We start from the raw sequence: 6,395 nt of genomic DNA, 5'->3' as shown, positions 1-6,395 counted from the left end.
CGCTTGGCGATACCCCAACAGAAACAGTTTAAATAATGGTGGCTATGACGGGATTCGAACCTGTGACCCTCGCATTATGAGTGCGATGCTCTAACCAACTGAGCTACATAGCCTTCTTGTGCTCGACCGGAGTCAAATACAAGCAAAAATGGCTGGGGTACTAGGATTCGAACCTAGGGATGGCGAGATCAAAACCCGCTGCCTTACCGCTTGGCGATACCCCAACAGTATTCCTTAACAGTCGTTTGACTGGCAAAGAACGTTTAACAGTGGCTGGGTACTAGGAGTTGAACCTAGGCACGTTGACGAGATAAAAACCTCTCACGCTTACCACAACAGATCACCGACGAGGTCGATGACCGAAAATAATGGCTGGGGTACTAGGATTCGAACCTAGGGATGGCGAGATCAAAACCCGCTGCCTTACCGCTTGGCGATACCCCAACTGAATAATTAATGGTGGCTATGACGGGATTCGAACCTGTGACCCTCGCATTATGAGTGCGATGCTCTAACCAACTGAGCTACATAGCCAACCGTGCTTCCAGTGAGTCGTTGCCTCGTCACTGTGCGGGCCGAATTATGCGTATCTGGCTCTGGGGCGTCAACCATTTTTTTGTCAGAAAAACTGATTTTGGGTGCGTTTGGCGAGATATTGGTCTCTGTTGCGCAAAAGCCCAACAATATGATTTTTTTTAAGACATGCCCCCTGCCGTGCCAAGGATTCCGGAGACAACATGTCCAGTAAATAGCAGCCTTCCCTCGCCAACGGGGCACCTCTTGTGGCCATGGCTCGGTTTTTGGCAAAGCAGCGTCCTGGTTTTTTGTGTGTCGCGCAGTCCCGTGCTTTCAGCTGGGTGAAACAGCACGCCCGGCGATCTTTACCGCCCGGCGGAGCCATTATCTCGCTCTCGCCCTAAAAGAGCCCTCGGGTCACCGGTTGGCCAGAGAAAGGCTCTAGTTTAGCCATTGAGCTCCCCACGGCGATGCAGTGGTGGCGTGTTTGGCAAGCCGTTGTCAGTGGTCCGCGCGGGTAGGGTTTACTTGGCTCACAGTTGACCACCCACGCCGTCCATTGTTGTGGTCATGCACAAAGAGGCGATCACTGCACGTCTCGTGTGGGGCTCTTTGCACGAAATAAACTCATGTGGTTTCATTAGAAAACTTCATTGAGTGGTAATTTTAAAGTGTGATCAACCATTAAGTTCGTCAATAACCAGTGGGATAGCATGGCCAACCTTAGGAGAGTGACATTTTATCTCAATGTGCGCCGCTGTTTTTGTGTAGTAGGGCATTGGGTGGGTATCACGATATATGGCCCTAGGTATCCACAGTGGCGCTATACAACCTGTGACCCACAGGAGTGAGCATGACCAAAGGAAGGGTGTTCGGCTGCTGAACCGGCCGGCATGAAAGGGCTGGCGACGAAAGGGCAACCCCGAACGGCCACATGGCATAGTGAGACCCGGCAGCAGATCGACCCGGCAACTATCGCCCGATAACAACGTATTGAAACCGGCTAGATGAATTTTATCTTTCATCGAACGGGGTAGTTGCATCAAAAAATGTCCAGAGTGCATGGCTGACGCGGTTATTACCCATTGAACGATCCCGTTATCAGTGCCGCTGGATGAATAAAAATAAACAGCAATAAAGGCAGGTTAGTATGCATCCATCTACAGCTCCGACCGGGTTATTACAACAACCCAAACCCTTCTTCATGATCTTTTTTGTCGAACTCTGGGAGCGCTTCGGTTATTACGGCGTGCAAGGGATCCTGGCGGTTTTCTTTGTCCAGCAGCTGGGTTTTTCTCAAGAGCAGTCATTTATTACCTTCGGCGCCTTCTCGGCGCTGGTATATGGCCTGATATCGGTCGGCGGCTATGTCGGGGACCATGTACTCGGGACCAAGCGCACCATGGTACTGGGGGCGCTGGTGCTGGTGTTGGGTTACTTCATGACGGGCATGTCCATTTACCATCCAGACCTTATTTTCTATGCGCTGGGCACCATTGCGGTAGGTAATTGTCTGTTCAAGGCCAACCCGGCCAGCCTGCTGTCGAAATGTTATCCGCCAAAAGATCCCCGTCTGGATGGCGCGTTTACCCTGTTCTATATGTCGATCAATATTGGCTCGCTTATTTCCCTCTCGCTGGCGCCGGTCATTGCTGACCATTATGGCTATACGGTGACCTATAACCTGTGCGGTGTCGGGCTGATCATTGCGTTGCTGGCCTTTTTTGCCTGCCGTCATATGGTCAAGGATATTGGCTCTGAACCGGATCATCTGCCGCTCAATTACAACAAGCTGCTGTTGGTCTTGCTGGGTGCCGTTGGGCTGGTCTTCTTCTGTGCCTGGTTGATGCACCATATCGTGATTGCCAATATGGTGCTGATGACGGTGACCATAGTGGTGGTGGTGATTTTCTTTCGTGAGGCATTCAAGCTGGATCTGGTCGGCCGCAACAAAATGTATGTGGCATTTGTGCTGATGCTTGAAGCGGTGCTGTTCTATGTGCTGTATGCCCAGATGCCAACCTCGTTGAATTTCTTTGCTATCAATAACATGCATCACGAGATGCTGGGGATGAGCGTTAATCCCATCAGCTTCCAGGCGCTCAACCCCTTCTGGGTGGTGGTGGGCAGCCCGGTGCTGGCGCTGATCTATACCCGGATGGGCAGCCAGGGGAAGGATCTCACCATGCCGCTCAAATTTACCCTCGGGATGTTCTTCTGCTCCCTCGGCTTTTTGACCGCAGCCGCTTCCGGCTGGTGGTTTGCTGATGCCCAGGGGCTTACCTCGCCCTGGTTTATGGTGCTTATCTATCTGTTCCAGAGTCTGGGTGAGCTGATGATCAGCGCACTGGGTCTGGCCATGGTGGCGGCACTGGTGCCCCAGCGGTTGATGGGCTTCATTCTCGGGATGTGGTTCCTGACCCAGGCGATGGCATCCCTGCTGGGGGGCTATGTGGCCACCTTTACCGCTGTGCCGGAAGGGATGAACGATCCTTTGTTGACCCTGCCTATCTATACCGATGTGTTTGGCAAGATTGGTCTGGCGACCCTGCTTATTGCGGTGGTGATGGGGCTGATGGTGCCCTGGCTCAACCGGATGATGAATGCGACCGGGCCGCAGGAAGAGGGGGTACTGGCGCCGCAATCACAGGGGTGACGGGCAGATAGTGGCAATATCAAGGCAAGGGCTGTGACCCTTGCCTTGGTTATTTCTGGCTCAGTTGTACTGCTCTTCCATCCAGGCTTCGACGATCAGTTGGGCTGACACGCCATCCACACTGCCTTTTTCCAGTGCGCGATAGCCGCCCCGTTCAAACAGTCGGGCACGGGCATCCGTGGTGGTGAGCCGCTCATCCTTGAACTCCACCTGCTTGCCAAAGCGGCCGTGCAGTCGGTTGCCGAACTTGCGAGCGCGCACCGTGATCTCCTGATCGGTGCCATCCATGTTCAGCGGCAGACCGACCACCAGCAGGTCCGGTTGCCACTCCTTGAGCAGCTTGTCGATATCGTCCCAGTTAGGGATGCCGTCGTTGGCCTTGATGGCGCGCAGAGGCTGGGCGGTGCCGGTCAGCTCCTGACCGATGGCAACGCCAATGCTCTTGGTACCATAGTCAAAGCCCATGATGCTGCGTGATGACATGAAAAAATCCTCGAAAGGCAACGCAGGGGGCGTTGCCGGGTGTTAGCTATGGCCGATGTCGCTGGAGAGATGAACCGTGTTCACCCCTATGCTGGCGGCGGCTTGTTGCCAACGTGTGTGAATGGGGGTTTTGAATACCAAATCCGGATTGGGGGGGATCACCAGCCAGGCGCCATCGACCAGTTCCTGCTCCAGCTGTCCGGCACTCCAGCCCGCATAACCCAGTGCCACCAGCCAGTGGCGGGGGGCGGCGCTGGTACCCAGGGTCTCCAGTATATCTTTGGAGGTCGTCACCATCATCTCATCCCCCACCTGCAGGGTGGAGTTGAAGCCGGGGTGGAAGCTGTGCAGTACGAAGCCACGGTCGGCGTGAACCGGCCCCCCTTGCAGCACCTGCTGCTTGAGCTCCGGATTGCCGGGTACCGAAATCTTGAGTTGGGTCAGCATGGCTTCCAGCGACATCTCTACCGGAATGTTGACCACCAGCCCCATGGCACCCTCTTCGCTATGTTCGCACAGATAGACCAGCGAACGGGCGAAGTAGGGATCCGTCAGGCTTGGCATGGCAAGCAGGAAATGATTTTGCAGTGTTTGCATAGGCCAAATAGTGCAAAGGTCGTTGGCAAGTGAATAGGGCAATTATGGCAGTTCATCACTTTGGGCAAAACCGCTTTTTGTCGAGGGTGTTTTGACAACTGACCAAAGGGGGCCGCAGAGACAACTCTGGACGGTATCTCAATCAGACAAAAATTGATCCGGGTTATGTCGTGCCGCGATTGGCACTGTGGGCGCTGCGCTTACGCCACGAAAGAACGGCACGAGAGAGCGGCACGAAAAAACAGAGGCGGCTCCAAGGCCGCCTCTGCTGCGTTTACCGTTTTCCTGTGGCTCTTCAGGCGTTCGCCAGCCGACGCTCGATGGCATCCATCAGCATGCCGGTGATGTGCACGTCGAAGGCTGCTTCAATCTCGCGAATGCAGGTAGGGCTGGTGACGTTAATCTCGGTCAGCCGATCGCCGATGATGTCGAGGCCGACGAAGATCAGGCCCTTCGCTTTGAGGGCAGGACCTACCGCACGGGCGATGGCCCAGTCGGCGTCGCTCAGGGGGCGCGCCTCACCACGGCCACCGGCCGCCAGATTGCCACGGGTTTCCCCTTGCGCCGGAATGCGCGCGAGGCAGTAGGGAACCGGTTCGCCGTCCACCACCAGCACCCGCTTGTCGCCATCCTTGATGGCGGGCAGATAGGTCTGGGCCATGCAGTACTGGCTGCCATGTTCAGTCAGGGTCTCGATAATCACGCCGACGTTGGCGTCATCTTCCTTCATGCGGAAGATGGAGGCGCCGCCCATGCCGTCCAGCGGTTTGAGGATCACATCCTTGTGCTGGGCGTGGAAGGCGCGCAGTTTGTCGGCGCGGCGGGTCACCAGCGTGGTCGGGGTGTGTTCGGCAAACCAGGCAGTGTAGAGCTTCTCGTTGGCGTCGCGCAGGCTTTGGGGCTTGTTGACGATGAGGCAACCCTCATCTTCGGCCCGTTCCAGCATGTAGGTGGCGTAGATAAATTCGGTATCGAACGGCGGATCCTTACGCATCAGGATCACATCGAGGTTGGAGAGGGGCTGATCGACCACCTCACCCAGGCTGTACCAGTCGGCATAGTCATATTTGACGGTGAGCGGGCGCATGGTGCCAAAGGCGCGACCGGCTTCCATGTAGAGATCAGACATCTCCAGATAGAACAGCTCATAGCCGCGCTTTTGCGCCTCTTCGAGCATGGCAAAGCTGGAATCTTTCTTAATGTTGATGGCCGAGATGGGGTCCATCACGATGCCGAGTTTAATGGTCATCCGAATATCCTTCTTAATGGCTCGATTGGGTTGTAGGGGCGATTAGCACAGCGTAATCGGCCGTTTGAGGCTGCCATCATTCGCTGCCGCCATGCAGCTTATCGACACTGCCCGCGCAGGTATGACGCTGCCCGCAGGTATTAGGCGAGATCGCCGAATCGACACTGCAGCGCAGTAATGGCAGTCAGGGCGGCGGTTTCGGTGCGTAGCACCCGCGGCCCCAGCAGCATCTCTTTGAAATCTTCCTGCACGGTACGGGCGATCTCGTCGCTCGACAATCCCCCTTCCGGGCCAATCAGCAAGCGTACCCCGTGCTCGGGAACGGGCAGGGTGTTGATGCTGTACTCGGCGCGCGGGTGCAGGTTGAGCTTGAGCTCTTTGGTCTCTTCTGCCAGCCAGGCATCCAGCTCCATCGGCATGCGTACCTCTGGCACCACGTTGCGGCCACACTGTTCGCAGGCGCTGATCACCACTTTCTGCCACTGTTCGCGCTTCTTCTCCAGTCGATCGGCCGGCAGCTTGACGCCGCAACGCTCGGAGAAGAGCGGGGTGATGCAGGTGACGCCCAGCTCCACCGATTTCTGGATGGTGAAGTCCATCTTGTCGCCACGGCTGATCACCTGACCCAGATGGATGGCGAAGGGGGACTCCACCGATTGGGGGTCGCAGCGGTCGATGGTCACTTCCACCGATTTTTTGCTGACGCTGGCGATGGTGGCGGGATATTGATTGCCATCGCCATTGAACAGCTCAAGCTGCTGGCCCGGCTGCATGCGCAGTACCCGGCCGATGTGGTTGGCGCCGTCTTCTGACAGGGCGATGGTCTGGCCTGCCTGCATGGCGGCCGCTTCATAGATACGTGGAATGCGCATGGCTAAGTGTCAGTCTCTTGCT

General features: G+C 56.1%; 5 protein-coding genes and 4 tRNA genes. 1 reads left to right on the top strand and 8 read right to left on the bottom strand.

The window, feature by feature from the left end; genetic code table 11:
* Window positions 1-36 precede the first annotated feature (36 nt).
* The 4 genes from CF137_RS19210 to CF137_RS19195 form a co-directional block, all read right to left on the bottom strand.
* A tRNA-Met gene (locus tag CF137_RS19210) sits at window positions 37-113 on the bottom strand.
* A gap of 36 nt (window positions 114-149) precedes the next feature.
* Window positions 150-224: transfer RNA gene (locus CF137_RS19205), tRNA-Gln, on the bottom strand.
* A 145-nt stretch (window positions 225-369) separates the two neighbouring features.
* Window positions 370-444, bottom strand: a tRNA-Gln gene (locus CF137_RS19200).
* A gap of 13 nt (window positions 445-457) precedes the next feature.
* Window positions 458-534 (bottom strand) — tRNA-Met (locus CF137_RS19195).
* Window positions 535-1,666: 1,132 nt separating this feature from the next.
* On the opposite strand from CF137_RS19195, the gene dtpB reads away from it, so the two are divergent.
* Window positions 1,667-3,172: a dipeptide/tripeptide permease DtpB gene (gene dtpB / locus CF137_RS19190; RefSeq protein WP_139721005.1), complete on the top strand. Its 1,506-nt coding sequence runs from the start codon at window positions 1,667-1,669 to the stop codon at window positions 3,170-3,172.
* Between the two features lie 60 nt (window positions 3,173-3,232).
* On the opposite strand, the gene ruvX is transcribed toward dtpB, so the two are convergent.
* The 4 genes from ruvX to rsmE all read right to left on the bottom strand — a co-directional run bounded on the left by ruvX (window position 3,233) and on the right by rsmE (window position 6,373).
* Window positions 3,233-3,655 carry a Holliday junction resolvase RuvX gene (gene ruvX, locus CF137_RS19185; RefSeq protein WP_042020444.1) on the bottom strand — a complete coding sequence of 141 codons (423 nt, stop codon included), beginning with the start codon at window positions 3,653-3,655 and terminating at the stop codon, window positions 3,233-3,235.
* Window positions 3,656-3,697: 42 nt separating this feature from the next.
* Window positions 3,698-4,252 (bottom strand): YqgE/AlgH family protein, encoded by a 555-nt coding sequence (locus tag CF137_RS19180; protein ID WP_101347747.1) that lies wholly within the window; start codon window positions 4,250-4,252, stop codon window positions 3,698-3,700.
* 295 nt (window positions 4,253-4,547) lie between these two features.
* A complete protein-coding gene (gshB, locus tag CF137_RS19175; protein ID WP_101347746.1) occupies window positions 4,548-5,501 on the bottom strand; it encodes a glutathione synthase in 954 nt (317 codons plus the stop codon).
* Window positions 5,502-5,641: 140 nt separating this feature from the next.
* A complete protein-coding gene (gene rsmE, locus CF137_RS19170) occupies window positions 5,642-6,373 on the bottom strand; it encodes a 16S rRNA (uracil(1498)-N(3))-methyltransferase (protein ID WP_139721003.1) in 732 nt (243 codons plus the stop codon).
* Window positions 6,374-6,395 lie beyond the last annotated feature (22 nt).

It is taken from the genome of Aeromonas sobria (assembly GCF_006243315.1).
Classification (GTDB): Bacteria; Pseudomonadota; Gammaproteobacteria; order Enterobacterales; family Aeromonadaceae; genus Aeromonas; species Aeromonas sobria_A.
This window is presented reverse-complemented; position numbering and strand designations above follow the sequence as displayed.